Here is a 14,197-nt window from a genome sequence, read left to right as displayed (position 1 = left end):
GCGGACCGTCCCGCCAGTCGGATGGGCCGGTCGCCGCCGAGGCCGGGCCAAGATCCGGACAAGTGGCTCGAAGTCGGTGCCCGAGATCCACCAAGGGCCGAGAATGCCGGGGAAAGGGGGCGGGTCCCGAGCCGGCCGCGCTGCCGCGGACACGGACCCGTGGGCGAGCCAGACCGGCCCGCCCACGGGCGAGTGAGTGATCAGCGGGGGATGAGTGTGAGAATGCTCGCCTCCGGTGGGCAGGCGAACCGGATCGGTGCGGTCGGGTGGGTGCCGAGTCCGGCCGAGACGTGCAGCCAGGAGTCGGAGCCCGGCCAGCGGTGCAGCCCCTGTGCCATCGATCGGGGCAGCCCGCAGTTGGTGACGAGCGCCCCGACTCCGGGCACGCAGACCTGCCCGCCGTGGGTGTGACCGGCGAGCAGCAGGCCGAAGCCGTCCGCGGCCATCTGGTCGAGCACGCGTGGTTCGGGAGAGTGGGTGAGCGCGATCGACAGGTCGGCGGACGCGGCGACCGGCCCGGCCACGGCGGCGTAGTCGTCCCGCTCGACGTGCGGGTCGTCCACGCCGACCAGGTCGATGAGCCGCCCGCCGGCCTTCAACGTCGCTCGGGCGTTGTTGAGGTCGATCCAGCCGGCGCCGGTGAACACCTCGCGCAGCTCCTCGTACGGCAGCTCGACGCCCTCGACGTACTCCCGATCGGGAAGGAAGTAGGTGAACGGGTTCTTCCAGACCGGGCCGGTGTAGTCGTTGGAGCCGAACACGAAGACTCCGGGATAGTCGAGCAACGGTTGCAGGGCGCGCAGCACCCCCGGCACGGCCTCCGGATGCGCCATGTTGTCGCCGGTCACCACGACCAGGTCGGGATCGAGTGCCGCCAACGACGCCACCCAGCGCTGCTTGCGCGCCTGATCGGGCGTCATGTGCAGGTCCGAGATGTGCAGGACGCGCAGCGGCTCCGCGTCGGTCGGCAGCACCGGTACGTCGTACCGGCGCAGCGTGTACAGGTTGCGCTCGATGAGCGACGCGTACGCCAGGGTGGCCGCGCCCACCGCGGCGGTGGTGGCCGCGAGCCGGAATACTGTGCGCTTTCGCATGCTGATCAGGGTAGTTTGACCGTCCATGAGCACGCTGAAGGACCGCCTGACCGCGGACATGCGTAACGCCCTCAAGGCGCGTGACGAGCTGACCACGTCCACCCTGCGGCTGGCGCTGGCCGCCGTGGGCACCGCCGAGGTCGCCGGGAAGGTGAAGCGCGAGCTCTCCGATGACGAGGTGCTCGCGGTGCTGACCAAGGAGGCGAAGAAGCGCCGCGAGTCGGCGGCCGCGTTCGCCGCCGCCGGCCGCGCCGAGCAGGCCGCCAAGGAGACCGCCGAGGGGGAGGTGCTGGAGCGTTACCTGCCGAAGCAGCTCTCCGACGCCGAGCTGGCCGAGCTGGTCTCGCAGGCGCTGGCGGCGGGCGGCTTCACCGGCAAGGCGCAGATGGGCCCGGCCATGAAGTCGGCCCAGGCCGCGGTGGCGGGCCGGGCCGAGGGTGGCCGGGTGGCTGCGGAGGTACGCCGCCAGCTCGGCCTCTGACACCGACCGATGGCCACTCTTTCTTTGAAAGAGTGCCCTGCGCGCGGGTGATGGCGACTCTTTCACTGAAGGAGTGCCCTGCGGCGCGGGCGCGCTTCGGGTGCGCGCGGTGGGGTTCATTACGTGCGGACGGGCGGGCACCCACGAAGGGTGCCCGCCCGTTCTCGTTCAGGCTGGGTGTCCGGACCGTCGCGGCTCAGCCGCCGGGACGGTTGCCCGGACGGTCGTTGCCCGGGCGGTCAGGCTGGTTGCCCGGCGGGTTGCCGGGTGAGCCACCCCCACCGCCGCTGCTGATCTGGATGGTGACCACGCCGCCCTTGATGGTCCGGTCGTCGGGGCTGGTGCCGGCGGCCGTGCCGGGCGGGCAGCTGGAGGCGACCCTCGCGTCGGAAACGACCGCCTCGAAGCCGGCGCCCTCGATCCGGGACTTCGCGGTGTCGACCGACTGGCACTTCACGTCGGGAATGGAGCGCTGGTCACCGACGGAGATCTTCTGACCGGGCGGCTCGAATTCGATGCCCTTCTTGCCCTGCATGGCGGCGCGCAGCGTCTCGTAGACCGGCGGGTTGATGCCGTCGGGCACGTTGTGCCCCATCTTCTTGTTGGTCTGCGGCCAGTCCGGGTCGGCCATGATGCCGGCCACCGCGTACTGCTTGGTCATGGCGACCAGAGCGGCGGTCTTCTCCGAGTCGGTGGTGCCGGACTTGCCGGCCACCGGCTTGCCGACGACGCCGCGTACGTTCGCTGCGGTACGGCTGCTGCCGCACTTGGTGGTCGGCGAGTTGTCACCGACCGGGCAGCGGGCGGCGTCCACGGCGGCCCGGGCCACCTCGGTGCTGATCCGCTTCTCGCAACGCGGGTTGGCGATGTCCAGCTTCTTGCCGTCCGGGTCGCGGATCTCCTGCACCGGAATCGGTTCGCAGTACTTGCCGTCCGCGGCGAGGGTGGCGTACGCGTTGGCCAGCTCCAGCGGAGTGGTCTGTGAGACACCGAGGGTGAACGCGCCCCACTGGTGGGCCGCGTCCTTGGTGCTGGCGAACTTGGCGTCGTTGGAGGCCCGGAACTGGATGCCCATCCGCTTGGCCGCGTCGACCACGTTCTCCGCGCCGACCTTCTGCTGCAGCGGCACGAAGAACGTGTTGGTCGAGGCGCTGAACGCACTCCACATGTTCTGCACACCGCCCGCCTTCAGGCCGGAGTTGGTCGGGCAGTAGAAGTGCGTGCCCGGGCAGGCGGCCGGACTGCTGGAGTCGATGATGTATTCGGACTTGAACTGCTGCGGCGAGTTGAAGGTGTAGCTGAGCGGGATGCCCTTCTCCAGCGCCGCCACGATCGTGAAGATCTTGAAGGTCGACCCGGCCTGGTAACCGGTGATGCCGTCACCGCCGGTGAGCAGCGGGTTCACCGTGTTCGGGTAGTTGCCGCGCTTGCCCTTCGCGCGCTGCTTGGGGTCGCTGTGCGGCTTGTTCTGCGGGTTCTTCGGGTCGTCGAGCTTGTAGTTCCGGTTCACCGCGAGCGCGCGTACCCGACCGGTGCCCGGCTCGACCACGGCCACCATGGCGGCTTCCTTGCTGTTGACGCTCTTCGCCTTGCGTACGGCCTTGTCCGCCCCCGTCTGCGCCTGGACGTCGAGGGTGGTGGTGATGGCGTAGCCGCCGCTCTTGAGGCGCCGCTCCCGGTCGTACGAGGTGGAGCCGAAGGTCTCCTGCTGCAACCACCACCGGTAGAAGTAGTCGCAGAAGAAGCCCCACTCCTTCTTGTTGGTGGCCACGCAACCGTTCGGTGCCCGCTTGCCCTTGACCACCAGCTTGGTGGCCTTCGCGGCCTCCGCCTCCTCCTTGGTGATGGCGCCGATGTCGACCATGTTCTGGATGACGTAGTCGCGCCGCTGAAGGGCGAGCGGGTAACCGCTCTTGGTGGTCGGGTCGTTGGTGCTGGGCGCCTTGACCATCCCGGCGAGCATGGCCGCCTCCGGGATCGTGAGGTTCTTGGGGCTCTTGCCGAAGTAGACCTGGCTCGCGGCATAGATCCCGTAGGCGCCGTTACCGAACGACGCGATGTTCAGGTAGCGCTCCATGATCTCGTCCTTGGAGAGCTCCTTGTCGATCTGGAGCGCGTAGCGCATCTCGCGCAGCTTGCGGGCGCTGGTGTCCTCGGTCGCCGCGACGACGTCGGCCGGGTGGGTGGCCGAGTACGCGATGGCCAGCCGGACGTACTGCATGGTCAGGGTGGACGCACCCTGCTGCGAGTTGGCGCCGGACTGGTTGTTGACGAAGGCGCGGGCGACGCCGTTGATGTCGACGCCGTTGTGCTTGTAGAAGTCGTGGTCCTCGGCCGCGACGATTGCCTTCTGCATGTACGGCGAGACGTCGGACAGCTTGACGTCCTTACGGTTCTCGTCGTACATCGCGGCCAGCGGCGTCTTGCCGTCCTTGGCGTACAGATAGGTGATCTGCGGGGCGCGGGCCACGGTCAGCTCTGTGGGCAGAGCGCCGAATGTCTCCGCGCCGGCCTTTGCGGCCAGTCCGGACATCGCCACCGCGGGGAAGGCCGCCGCTGCGACCACCACGCCGGCCAGTAGGCCACATATGAGTAGCGATGCGGCGTTGGTCAGCACATTGTGGTCACGTTTCCGCATCCAGGTCACCTCGACAGGGTACGCGAGTAGGGAACGAGGGGCGCTGGGGCGTTCTTTCCCCATTTCCTGCGCGCGCTGCCCTCGTTGTGCTAAACGCACGACCCCTGGTGCGTGGTTGCGTGGGACCTGCCGAGAGTTTTCCTTGCCGAGACGGGTCTTCGCAGCGTTTTCGCGTACTGAGGCGGGGTAAGCGGCGCTCGATGGCCCGGGAAGCCGGGAGTGTCCGGAATGATGGATTTGGCCGACAACGTTGCGTAATCGGGTGACTACAGAGCATGATGGTGGACGGCGACAGCGCCACATGTCGTCCGTGCCGCCTAGGGGAAGGCCGGGCGGGCGATCGGGGGGATTGCCGGCTGACGCGTAACGAGGTCGGTAGGTACTGCAAGGGGGGACGTGTACGCATGGGCATGATTGCTGACTGGCCGTCGCTGGCGGCGTGTCAGAACGGGGACCCGGACGCGCTGTTCGTACAGGGCGCCGAACAGAACGTGGCGAAGCGGATCTGCCGGAGCTGCCCAGTTCGGTACGAGTGCCTGGCCGACGCGCTCGACAACCGGATCGAATTCGGTGTGTGGGGTGGCATGACCGAACGCGAACGGCGGGCGCTGCTGCGCCGTCACCCGCAGGTGACGAGCTGGCGCAAGATGTTCGAGGCGGCCATGAAGAAGAACGCGAAGGAGAAGGCCGCCAAGGACCTCGTCACGACCGGCTGATCGCCGCGCCGATCGTTCGCAGCCCGTCGACGTCATGGACGTCGGCGGGCTGTGCTGTCACCGACACCGTCGGCACCAGCGGGAACGCCTCGGTGAACCGGGCCGCCACCTGCTGCTCGCGTACCGCCTGACGGGCGAGCGCCGCGTGTGCCCGCAGCACGTCGGCGGCGCCCTCGTGCCCACCCAGCTCGGTCAGCCGGTCCGCCGCGGCCCGGCTGCTGGCCGCGTCCAGCGTCGGCACCGCGGGCCGATGCACCCGGTTGAGCACCAGACCGGTCAGCGGCATCCGCTCCTCGCGCAGCCGGCTGGCGAAGTAGGCGGCCTCCCGGACCGCGTCCGGCTCCGGTGCCGCGACCAGCAGGAACGCCGTCTCGCGGGCCTGGAGGATGCGGTACGTCTGCTCGGCGCGCTGCCGAAAACCGCCGAACATCGAGTCGAGCGCCGCCACGAAGCCGGAGAGGTCGGTCAGCAACTGAGCGCCCAGCACCTTCTGCACGACCTTGGAGAACATCCCGAACGACGCGGTGACCAGGCTGAACACGCTCCGGCCGCCGCTGCGCGCGGGAGCGAGCAGCATGCGCAGCATCCGGCCGTCGAGGAAACGGGAGAGCCGGGCGGGCGCGTCCAGGAAGTCCAGCGCCGAGCGGGACGGCGGGGTGTCGACCACGATCAGATCCCACTCGCCCCGGGCGTGCAGCTGCCCCAGCTTCTCCATCGCCATGTACTCCTGGGTGCCGGCGAAGGTCGAGCTCATGGCCTGGTAGAAGGGGTTGGCGAAGATCTCCGCGGCCTTCGTCGGATCGGTGTGTTGCAGCACCACATCGTCGAAGGTCCGCTTCATGTCGAGCATCATCGCGTGCAGCTCGCCGCCGCTGGTCTCGACGTCGATGCCCTTCACCTGGCGGGGCGTGTTGTCCAGTTCCGTGAGGCCGAGCGACTGGGCCAACCGGCGGGCCGGGTCGATGGTGAGCACCACCGTGCGGCGTCCGTGCTGCTCCGCGGCCCGCAGTGCGAGCGCGGCGGCCGTGGTCGTCTTCCCGACCCCGCCCGCACCGCAGCACACCACGATCCGGACGCCCGGATCAGCGAGGATCTGGTCGACGTCCAGCTGTGGCGCCGCGTCTGCAGAAGGCACCAATCGAGCGTATCGGGCCGGCTGGGTCCGTGCGCCCGTGCCGAGGACAGGTGTGAGTCAATCGGCTCGTCGCAGGGCGTCGGCGAGCGTGGCCAGCCCGGCCCGGTCGACCCCGTCGGGCAACAACGGCAACTCGGTCATCGGTAGCCCCAGCTCGACCAGGTCCGCCCGGAGCGAATCCTCCAGCTCCCGGCGGATGACCTGGTCGTGTGCCTCGGTATGGAGACCGGCGACGGTCTCCCGGTCCGCGGGTAGGCCTGCGGCGAGCAGGCCGCGGCGCAGCTCGGCGGCGCTGACCACCCGGCCGGCCGGCAGCGGCGGACGGGTGCCGTTGACGATGATCCGGCCCACGGGGAAGCCGAAGGAGGTCAGATCGGCGATCGCGTCCACCGTCTCCTGGACCGGCATCTCCTCCAGCAGCGTGACGACGTGCACCGCCGTGATCGGCGAGCGCAGCAGCGCCGCGACACCCTCGCTCTGCGTCTTGATCGGTCCGACCTTGGCCAGTCGGGCGGTCTCCGCGGTCACGTTGAGGAACCGGCCGATCCGCCCGGTGGGCGGGGCGTCCAGCACCACGGCGTCGTACACCCGGCGCTGGTCGACGGTGCGGGTGGTCGCCTCCTTGGCCTTCCCGGTCAGCAGCACGTCCCGCAGCCCGGGGGCGATGGTGGTGGCGAAGTCGATCGCACCGAACTTGCGCAGCGCTCGCCCGGCCGCGCCGAGCCGGTAGAACATGTCGAGGTACTCGAGCAGCGCCTCCTCGGCGTCCACCGCCAGAGCCCGCACCTCGCCGCCGTCGGGTGCGTCGGTGAGGTGCCGCTCCTCGTACGGCAGTGGGTCGATGCCGAACAGCTGGGCGATGCCCTGCCGTCCCTCGACCTCGATCAGGAGCGTTCTTCGCCCGCCGGCGGCCAGGGCCAGGGCCAGGGCCGCCGCCACGCTCGTCTTGCCGGTGCCGCCCTTCCCGGTGACCACGTGCAGGCGGGCCGGCCACGCGGTACCTGCCGGGTCGGCCGGCTGCTCAGCTGCTCGCACCCGTCGAGCCTATCCAGCCACGGCGGTCAGGCGACCTCGCAGACCCACCAACCCGTCTTCTGCACCACGGTGAAGCGCAGTTCCTGGTCGGCGACCTTCTCGTCGGACGTGGTCATGGTGACCTTGGCCGAGACGGTGGCCCGCTCGGCGTTCCGGTTGTCCACCTTCGGGGTGCTCCACCGGAAACGGGGGTTCTGATACGCCGACGCGTACTTCTCCACCTCGGCCACCTTCGCGGCGATCTTGTCGTCGTCGCGGGCCGAGGCGCAGACCAGTTTCGCCGCCTTCGTCGCGTCCCGCTCCTTGTAGACCGCGGTGAGGAACTGGTCCACCGCGGCTGCCGGCTCGTCAGCCCCTTCGCCGGTCTCCACGTTGCGCAGGGTCAGGAACGCGGTGACACCACCGCCGACGCAGAGCACCAGGACCACCGCCAGCGCGATCGCCGCGATCAGCACGCCACGCTTCTTCTTCGGCGCGGCGGGTGGCGGGAAGCCCGGGACGGCCGCCGCCGGATCAACCGGCGGGAAGCCCGGCGAGGCCCCCGGGTAACCGGCGGGAGGCTGGCCGCCCGGATAGCCGGCGACAGGCTGCCCACCCGGGTAGCCGGCGGGAACCCCTGCCTGCCCGCCCGGGTATCCGGCGGGCCCGGCTGCCTGCCCGCCCGGGTATCCGGCGGGCCCACCTGCTTGACCGCCCGGTGCCGCCGGGTAGCCGGCCGCGGTCCAGGGCTGACCTCCCGGCTGCCCCGCCGGACCGCCCGGCTGGCCGGCCTGGGCGCCGGCGGAGGTGGCCGGCGGCGGGACGGCCGGAGCTCCTGGGGCGACCGGACCACCGATGCCGGCCGGGGGCGCCGGCGGGATCGGCTGTCCCGGGTGGGCCGGGGGGAGGGGTGGCTCGGCGCCGGGGTGGGCCGGCGGTACGGCCGGGGCTCCGCTCGCGTCGTCGTTGGGTGGCTGGCTCATCTCTTCCCCCGGGGGTACGGCGCCCGCCGCCACCCGGCGTCGAGCGTGAAGTCGAGTGGGCGGCCGTGTCGCGCCGTCCGACCGGAAGGGTAGCGGTCGATCTACCGGTCGGTGTCGCCCGTGGCGACCGGTGGGGTGGGAGCGCGGCCAAATGTCTGTCACGTACACGGCATGTGTCGCATATGTGACTGGCGGTGCGGAGGACGTGCGCGTCCTGTTGGCGGGACTCCGGCACCGGACCTACCGTCGTGCCGTCGCGGGGGAGCCCGTCCGGTCATCCCGTCCGGACCGGGTGAGCAGGGACTTGAGCAGGTACGACGCCCGGAGGAAGTGCATGCGCGACGTGGACAACACCCCTCGATCCCAATTCCCGGCGAACGATCGGTCGTGCCGGGCCGGGACCGGCTCCGCCGGCGACGGCGAGGGGCCCGTCGGCAGCCTGCCGATCAACGAGCGGTCGTACCGTCCGATCGCGGAACCGGTCGAGGTGGTGCGTACGCTGCGGCGCGCCGCGGAGCACGGTCGGGAGGAGGAGGAGCCCGGGTACGTGATCCATCTGCCGATCCGGGTGCCCGATCTGGCCTCGGCCACCGCTCTCGCCGGCCGGATCGCGGTCTCCCTCGGCTTCCTGCCCGAACTGGACGCGGGCGAGACGACCGTCTCCAACGCCGATGACCAGAACAACAGGTACCGGGTCTTCTGCGACCTCCTGCTGGCCGACCGCTCCCGCTGCCCCCAGCGGTACGAGCACAGCGGCCCCTGTGGCGAACTGCCCGCCGCGCCAGAGCAGCGTCCTTCGTCCCGGCCCTCCGTCGGTCCGTAGGCTGTGCCTCGAACGATCCACGTTTCGAGGGAGCCCTGCACCGATGCAAAAGTGGGAGTACGCCACGGTCCCCCTGCTGGTCCACGCGACCAAGCAGATCCTCGACAACTGGGGCGAGGACGGCTGGGAACTCGTCGCCGTGGTGCCCGGTCCGAGCCCGGACCAGTTGGTCGCCTACCTGAAGCGGCCGAAGGCATGAGCAACGGTCCGCACGCGAAGCTCGCTGAACTCGGCTACGAGCTGCCCGAGGTGGTTCCGCCCGTGGCGAGTTACGTGCCGGCGGTGCAGTCCGGCAATCACGTCTACGTCTCGGGCCAGCTGCCCATGGCGGAGGGGAAGCTGCTCGCCACCGGCAAGGTCGGCGCCGGTGTCTCCGCCGAGCAGGGGAAGGATCTCGCCCAGCGTTGCGCGCTCAACGCGCTGGCCGCGATCGACTCGCTGGTCGGCCTGGAGAACGTCGTGAAGATCGTCAAGCTGACGGGCTTCGTGGCGTCCGCTCCCGGCTTCACCGGCCAGCCTGCCGTGATCAACGGTGCCTCCGACCTGTTCGGCGCCGTCTTCGGGGAGGCCGGCCGGCACGCGCGCAGCGCCGTCGGGGTGGCCGAGCTGCCCCTCGACGCCCCGGTCGAGGTCGAGGTCATCGTCGAGGTCAGCTGACCCGAGCGGCCCCGCTCCGCCCCATCACCCGCAGGCCCGTCCGGGACGAAAATCGCGAACGGGCACAAACCCGCACAGGGTCTCCACAAGATCGCGGGGAGGGGCGGGCGGGGCCGTACGATCGCAGCCATGACCGGGCACGTGACCGCGCCGGCAGCGGCGCTCGCCGACCAGCTGCCGACCTGGGTGACGCTGCTGCGTGCGCCCAACCCGGGGCCGATGACCCTCGACGGCACCAACACCTGGGTGCTCCGTGCCCCGGGTGAGGAGCACGCGATCGTCGTCGACCCGGGCCCGGCCGACGAGGCGCACCTGGCCGCGATCGCCGCGCACGGACCGGTCGCGCTGGTGCTGATCACGCACGGCCACGCGGACCACACCGAGGGCGCGCCGAGGCTCAGTGACCTGCTCGGCGGGGTGCCGGTACGCGCTGTCGACCCGGCGCACACCACCAACGGCCGGCCACTCGGCGCCGACGCCGCCCCGGAGGTTCCCGGGCTGACCCTGCAGGTCGTGCCGACCCCCGGGCACACCGGTGACTCGGTCTGTCTCCTCGTCGAGCACGGCGACGGGCGGGTCGTGCTCACCGGCGACACCATCCTGGGTCGGGGCACCACCGTGGTGGCACACCCGGACGGGCACCTCGGTGACTACCTGGCGAGCCTGGAGCTGCTCTCGACGTACCGGGGCGTCCCGGCGCTGCCCGGTCACGGCCCGGCGCTGGCCGACTGCGGTGCGGCGGCCGACTTCTACCTGGCCCACCGTCGGGCCCGCCTGGACCAGGTCCGGGCGGCGGTCGTCGCCGGCGCCACCACCGCTGCCGAGGTGGTCGCCGTGGTCTACGCCGACGTCGACCGGTCCCTGTGGTGGGCGGCCGAATGGTCGGTGCGCGCGCAACTGGAGTACCTCGGTCCCGAGATCCGGGAATTCGTGACCGGGGACACGGAGTTGGAGCTTCCGTGACCTGCCCGGTGTGCGGAACCGTAGCCGTCCCCGGCGCGCGGTTCTGCCACAACTGCGGCGCCGCGCTGCCGGCCGCCGCCACCTTGCCGGCCGCCGAACGCCGGGTGGTGACCGTGCTCTTCGGCGACCTCTCCGACTTCACCTCCTGGTCCGAGGACCTCGACCCGGAACGGGTCGGGGCCGTCACGGACCGGGTGCTCGCCGCTCTCGCCGGCGCGGTGAAGACCTTCGGCGGGCACGTCGACAAGCTGACCGGTGACGGGATCATGGCCGTCTTCGGCGCGCCGGTGGCGCACGAGGACGACGCCGAGCGTGCGGTCCGCGCCGCGCTGTCGATGCAGCGGGCGGTGCGCCGGGTGCTCGACGACGAGCGGGGTGGCGGCGCGCCGCTCGGCCTGCGGGTCGGGCTGAACACCGGCGACGTGATCGCGGGCATCCAGGCCGCCATCGAATACACGGTCATCGGCGACACGGTGAACACCGCCGCGCGGCTCGCCGACGCCGCCGCCGTTGGCGCGGTCTACGCCGGTGCCCGGACCGCCGCCGCCACCCGGCACGTCGCGTCCTGGCGGGCGCTGCGGCCGCTGCGGCTCAAGGGCAAGCGTGATCCGGTCGAGGCGTACGAGCTGCTCGGCCTCCTGGACGCTCCCGGCACCCGCTCGGGCCTCGGTGACGAGGCGCCGTTCGTCGGGCGGGAGACGGAGATCGGCCGGGTCGCCGGCCGGCTCGCCGAGGTGATCGACCGCGGCGAGCCGCGGGTGCTGCTGATGACGGCCGAGGCGGGCATCGGCAAGTCCCGCTTCGCCGCCGAGGTGGAGCGCCTGGCCGCGGGGTACGACGTGGGTGCGGGCCGGTACGCGGCGCACACCGGTGCCCGGGTGCTCTCGGTGCGCTGCGCGGCCTTCGGCGAGCGGCGGCGGCTCGCTCCGCTGGCCGACCTGGTCCGGGCCGCGGTCGGGCTGCCCAACGACGCGTCCACCGCGCTGACCCGCCCGGCGGTCGAGGAGCGGCTGCGCCGGCTCGGTCAACGGCTGGGACGCGGTGGCGAGCCGGCGCCGATCGCCGTCGACCAGCTCCTCGCCCTGCTCGGCTACGCGGAGCTGCCCCCGGACGCGACCGACCAGGACGGGTGGATGGCCGCCCAGCTGCCCGCCGATGCCGAGGCGGTGCCGACCGCGGTCGCCGACCTGCTCAGCGCGCTCGCCGGCGAGGCGCCGCTGGTGGTGATCGTCGACGACCTGCACGACGCCACGGCGGAGACCATCCGCGCGCTCGGCCTGGCCCTGTCCCGGCTCGCCGGCCCGGTGCTGGTGCTGCTGCTCGGCCGGCCGGAGCTGGTCCGCACGGCGGGCGCGCTGACCCGGGTCGCCGACGCCGAGGTGCATGCGCTGCCGCCGCTGCGCGGCGCCGACGCGGCCCGGCTGCTGACCACCTACCTGAACGGCGGGAAGCTGCCGCAGGCGGATGCCGACCGGCTGCTCGCCACCGCCCAGGGCAACCCGTTCTACCTCGCCGAGCTGGTCACCCTGTTGAGGGAACGGGGCGCTCTCACCGCGGTCGCCGAACGTGCCGGCACCTCCAGCGTCGCCTGGCGGCTGGTGCCCGGTTCGCTGGGCAGCCGGCTGCTCTCCCGGGACCTGGCCGCCGTGCTGGCGGCCCGGATCGACGCGCTGCCGCCGGAGGCCCGATCGGTCCTCCGTGACGCCGCGGTGGTCGGTGACACGGTGCCCGCCGGGGCTCTCGAGGCACTGCGCGAGCAGCACGCCGGGCTGGACGGCCGGCCTGCCGCCGTGGTCGCGGTCGAATTCGAACGAGCGGTCGACGAGCTGTTGCAACGGCGCATGCTGCACCGAACGCGTACCGGATTCGCGTTCGCCACCCCGCTGATGCGGGAAGCCGCGTATGCCGGAATCAGCAAGGCGGAGCTGGCCGAGCGGCACGCCGCACTGGCCCGCTGGGCGGCGCCGTGCGCGGTCGGGGACGACAACGCCCCGACGCCGGCCGGCACCTTCACAGACATCGACCGCGACGAGTTCGTCGCCGCCCACGTCGAGCGCGCAGCGGCGCTCGCCGACGCGGTGAAGCTGCGCCCCGACGCGCCGGCCCGCGCGGTGGTCCCGCTCGGCGTCGCGGCGCTCGGCCAGGCCGCCCGCCGGTCCCTCGCCGCAGGAGAGCCGGCACTGGCCGTCGAGTACGCCGAACGCGCAGCCGAGCTGGCCCGCGACGGTGTGCCGGCCAATGACCTCGTGGTCCACGCCCGCGCCCTGCTTCAGATCGGCCGGGCCGCCGACGCCCTCGCCTCGGCGGAGAAGATCGCCGCCAACGCGGGCGAGCAGGCGACCCGGGCCAGCGCCCTCCTGCTGGCCGGCCAGGCGCACCAGACACTCGGCGACCAGAATCGGGCGGTCGAGGCGTGGCAGGAGGCCCTGCAGGTCGCCACCGCCGGTGGGTTGCCCACGCTGCGCGCCTCCGCGATGCGCCGGCTGGGCATGGCCGATTTCGTCGCCGGACGGCTGAGCCAGGCGAGCAGCCGGCTGGCGGCCGCGTACCAGGTCAGCCTCGCCGCCAAGGATCGGCGCGGGCAGGCCTGGTCGTTGCAGAACCTGGCCTGGGTGACCACCACCCGGGGCGACTTCGCCGGTACCGACGCCGTCCTGAACCGCGCCGCACGACTCTTCGCCGAGTTGAAGGACCCGTACGGGCGGGCCTGGCTGCGCGGAACCACGGCGTTCGCGCGGCTGCTGGCCGGGCGGCTGCGCGAGGCCGACCGGCTGGCGCGGGTCTTCCTGCCGTTCGGTGAGCGGGTGGGCGAGGCGTGGGCGGTCGGGACGTTGCGGGCCGTCGAGGCGTTCGCCACCGCGGAGATGGGCGATCTGGCCGAGGCGGATCGGGAGGCCCGGCGGGCGTACCGGGACTTCGTCGCCGCCTCGGACGAGTGGGGGTGCGGGTTCGCGCTGGTGGTGCGGGGTGTGGTGGCGCGGGGGCTGGGCGAGCCGGCGCACGCCGCGGACCTGTTCACCGACGCGCTGGGGTACGCCGATCGCACCGCTCACCCGCTGTTGACCGGGATGGCCGGCACGCTGCGCGGTTTCGTGGCGCTGGAGATGGGCGACGTCGCGGCGGCGGAGCGGGACGCTCAGGCGGTGCTGACCACTGTCGAGCCGAACAACCCCCAGGCGCCGGCCCAGGTCGCGCCCCGGGTGCTGCTGGCCACCGCCCGGCTCGCGACCGGCGACTCGGCGACCGCGGTGGGGCTGCTCGCGCCGGTGGCCACTGCGGCCGGAAGTACCCCGTCGATGCTCTTCTCCCGCCGGCAGACCCTCGCCCGGTACGCCTCGGCGCTGCTCGCCCACGGGCAGCCGGACCAGGCGCTCGACTGGGCCCGCCGGGCGATGGCGGCCCCGGCTGAGGACGTCCGCAGCCAGGTGATCGGAGCGATGGCGCTGGCCGAGGCGCTGGCCGCTGCGGGCAGTCCCGCGGAGGCGCTGGCCAGCGCGGAGGAGGCGGTCCGTCTGGCGTACGCCACGGAACAGCGCAGCGAGCGGCGCGGGGCCGAGGCCCTCCGCGCCCGCCTGGCGATCGGCTGACCCCCGGCCCCGGCCGGTGCGGTCCGGGCTTGTGCCGGTTTCGGTGATGTACCGGGAGTCGAGCACCGGCTAGCGTGTCAGTTTCACGCGGTGGTCCACAGTGGCT

General features: G+C 72.2%; 11 protein-coding genes and 1 pseudogene. 7 read left to right on the top strand and 5 right to left on the bottom strand.

Annotated elements, in window-relative coordinates; translation table 11 throughout:
- Positions 1-200: 200 nt before the first annotated feature.
- Positions 201-1,094 carry a metallophosphoesterase gene (locus tag BXA10_RS03130; protein ID WP_076467414.1) on the bottom strand — a complete coding sequence of 298 codons (894 nt, stop codon included), beginning with the start codon at positions 1,092-1,094 and terminating at the stop codon, positions 201-203.
- 25 nt (positions 1,095-1,119) lie between these two features.
- Between BXA10_RS03130 and BXA10_RS03125 the strand changes: the two genes are divergently transcribed.
- Positions 1,120-1,575, top strand: a complete 456-nt coding sequence (locus BXA10_RS03125) for a GatB/YqeY domain-containing protein (protein ID WP_076467215.1) — start codon at positions 1,120-1,122, stop codon at positions 1,573-1,575.
- Between the two features lie 196 nt (positions 1,576-1,771).
- Here the strand turns inward: BXA10_RS03125 and BXA10_RS03120 are convergent, their stop codons facing one another.
- Positions 1,772-4,213: a penicillin-binding protein gene (locus tag BXA10_RS03120; RefSeq protein ID WP_076467411.1), complete on the bottom strand. Its 2,442-nt coding sequence runs from the start codon at positions 4,211-4,213 to the stop codon at positions 1,772-1,774.
- A gap of 404 nt (positions 4,214-4,617) precedes the next feature.
- On the opposite strand from BXA10_RS03120, the gene BXA10_RS03115 reads away from it, so the two are divergent.
- Positions 4,618-4,929, top strand: coding sequence for a WhiB family transcriptional regulator (locus BXA10_RS03115; RefSeq protein ID WP_076467213.1), 312 nt, complete (start codon positions 4,618-4,620; stop codon positions 4,927-4,929).
- Here BXA10_RS03115 and bagB read toward each other — a convergent pair.
- The 3 genes and pseudogenes from bagB to BXA10_RS03100 form a co-directional block, all read right to left on the bottom strand.
- Positions 4,916-6,067 (bottom strand): ArsA family ATPase, encoded by a 1,152-nt coding sequence (bagB, locus tag BXA10_RS03110; protein ID WP_076467211.1) that lies wholly within the window; start codon positions 6,065-6,067, stop codon positions 4,916-4,918. The two genes, BXA10_RS03115 and bagB, sit on opposite strands and share 14 nt — an antisense overlap.
- A 54-nt stretch (positions 6,068-6,121) precedes the next feature.
- Complete coding sequence (bagA, locus tag BXA10_RS03105) at positions 6,122-7,099, bottom strand: ATPase BagA (protein WP_076467209.1); 978 nt, start codon at positions 7,097-7,099, stop codon at positions 6,122-6,124.
- 26 nt (positions 7,100-7,125) lie between these two features.
- Positions 7,126-7,689 (bottom strand): annotated as a pseudogene (locus BXA10_RS03100) (Rv0361 family membrane protein); the annotation flags it as partial.
- Positions 7,690-8,395: 706 nt separating this feature from the next.
- Here BXA10_RS03100 and BXA10_RS03095 point away from each other — a divergent pair.
- From BXA10_RS03095 to BXA10_RS03080, 5 genes are all read left to right on the top strand, one after another.
- Positions 8,396-8,884 (top strand): hypothetical protein, encoded by a 489-nt coding sequence (locus BXA10_RS03095; RefSeq protein WP_076467207.1) that lies wholly within the window; start codon positions 8,396-8,398, stop codon positions 8,882-8,884.
- 43 nt (positions 8,885-8,927) lie between these two features.
- On the top strand, positions 8,928-9,083 hold the full coding sequence (gene sp36 / locus BXA10_RS30685) for a Sp36 family protein (RefSeq protein ID WP_132350902.1): 156 nt from the start codon (positions 8,928-8,930) through the stop codon (positions 9,081-9,083).
- Complete coding sequence (locus tag BXA10_RS03090) at positions 9,080-9,541, top strand: RidA family protein (RefSeq protein ID WP_076467205.1); 462 nt, start codon at positions 9,080-9,082, stop codon at positions 9,539-9,541. The genes sp36 and BXA10_RS03090 overlap by 4 nt, the downstream gene beginning before the upstream one ends.
- Before the next feature lie 129 nt (positions 9,542-9,670).
- Positions 9,671-10,504 carry an MBL fold metallo-hydrolase gene (locus BXA10_RS03085; protein ID WP_076467203.1) on the top strand — a complete coding sequence of 278 codons (834 nt, stop codon included), beginning with the start codon at positions 9,671-9,673 and terminating at the stop codon, positions 10,502-10,504.
- Positions 10,501-14,091 (top strand): adenylate/guanylate cyclase domain-containing protein, encoded by a 3,591-nt coding sequence (locus tag BXA10_RS03080; RefSeq protein WP_076467201.1) that lies wholly within the window; start codon positions 10,501-10,503, stop codon positions 14,089-14,091. Before BXA10_RS03085 ends, BXA10_RS03080 begins: the two co-directional genes overlap by 4 nt.
- Positions 14,092-14,197: the final 106 nt, after the last annotated feature.

This window comes from Micromonospora avicenniae (genome assembly GCF_900156065.1).
In the GTDB taxonomy this organism is placed as follows: domain Bacteria; phylum Actinomycetota; class Actinomycetes; order Mycobacteriales; family Micromonosporaceae; genus Micromonospora; species Micromonospora avicenniae.
This window is presented reverse-complemented; position numbering and strand designations above follow the sequence as displayed.

Coding starts and splice junctions, on each gene's coding strand:
- BXA10_RS03130 (WP_076467414.1), bottom strand. CDS start 1,094: ATGCGAAAGCGCACAGTATTCCGGCTCGCGGCCACCACCGCCGCGGTG.
- BXA10_RS03125 (WP_076467215.1), top strand. CDS start 1,120: ATGAGCACGCTGAAGGACCGCCTGACCGCGGACATGCGTAACGCCCTC.
- BXA10_RS03120 (WP_076467411.1), bottom strand. CDS start 4,213: ATGCGGAAACGTGACCACAATGTGCTGACCAACGCCGCATCGCTACTC.
- BXA10_RS03115 (WP_076467213.1), top strand. CDS start 4,618: ATGGGCATGATTGCTGACTGGCCGTCGCTGGCGGCGTGTCAGAACGGG.
- BXA10_RS03095 (WP_076467207.1), top strand. CDS start 8,396: ATGCGCGACGTGGACAACACCCCTCGATCCCAATTCCCGGCGAACGAT.
- sp36 (WP_132350902.1), top strand. CDS start 8,928: ATGCAAAAGTGGGAGTACGCCACGGTCCCCCTGCTGGTCCACGCGACC.
- BXA10_RS03090 (WP_076467205.1), top strand. CDS start 9,080: ATGAGCAACGGTCCGCACGCGAAGCTCGCTGAACTCGGCTACGAGCTG.
- BXA10_RS03085 (WP_076467203.1), top strand. CDS start 9,671: ATGACCGGGCACGTGACCGCGCCGGCAGCGGCGCTCGCCGACCAGCTG.